General features: G+C 79.8%; 1 pseudogene. It reads right to left on the minus strand.

Features of this window, described 5'->3' with window-relative positions:
- Positions 1-259, minus strand: a pseudogene (locus tag HUX53_RS40510) (hypothetical protein); the annotation flags it as partial.
- Positions 260-431 lie beyond the last annotated feature (172 nt).

A 431-nucleotide genomic window follows, 5' to 3' on the forward strand; every position in this document is an offset into this window, starting at 1 on the left:
TTTGTGTGGGGACGGCGCGCTCGAGGTGTGACCTCTTCCTCTCCGTCGGCGGCGGCGGATGTGTGTAGGGGCCAGGGGGGGGGCCGGGGGGGCGGAGGGCCATCCCGGCCGCGCCGACGGCTCCGTCGCCGGCGCAGCGCGGCGGCTCGGCGAAGCGGTCGCGCAGCCCGGTGCGGACGGCCTCGGCGACGGGGCCTTCACGGAGCACCGAGCCGTGCATCACGACCGGTGCGCGGGGGTCGGACAGGGCGGGGCGCACCGCGTCGACGTCGCGCAGCCGCCCCTGCGCGGCCCCCGCGGCGGAGCGCCGGGCGCCCGGATCGCCGGCCGCCGCGGCTGGCCCTTATCCCCCTCCGACGCTCGCGACGCCGCGGGCCGGGTCGCGCCTGGGCGGCCCCGCTCCACGCAGACACACAACAGTCACGCCACCC

Source organism: Actinomadura sp. BRA 177 (assembly GCF_013372625.1).
GTDB lineage: Bacteria > Actinomycetota > Actinomycetes > Streptosporangiales > Streptosporangiaceae > Spirillospora.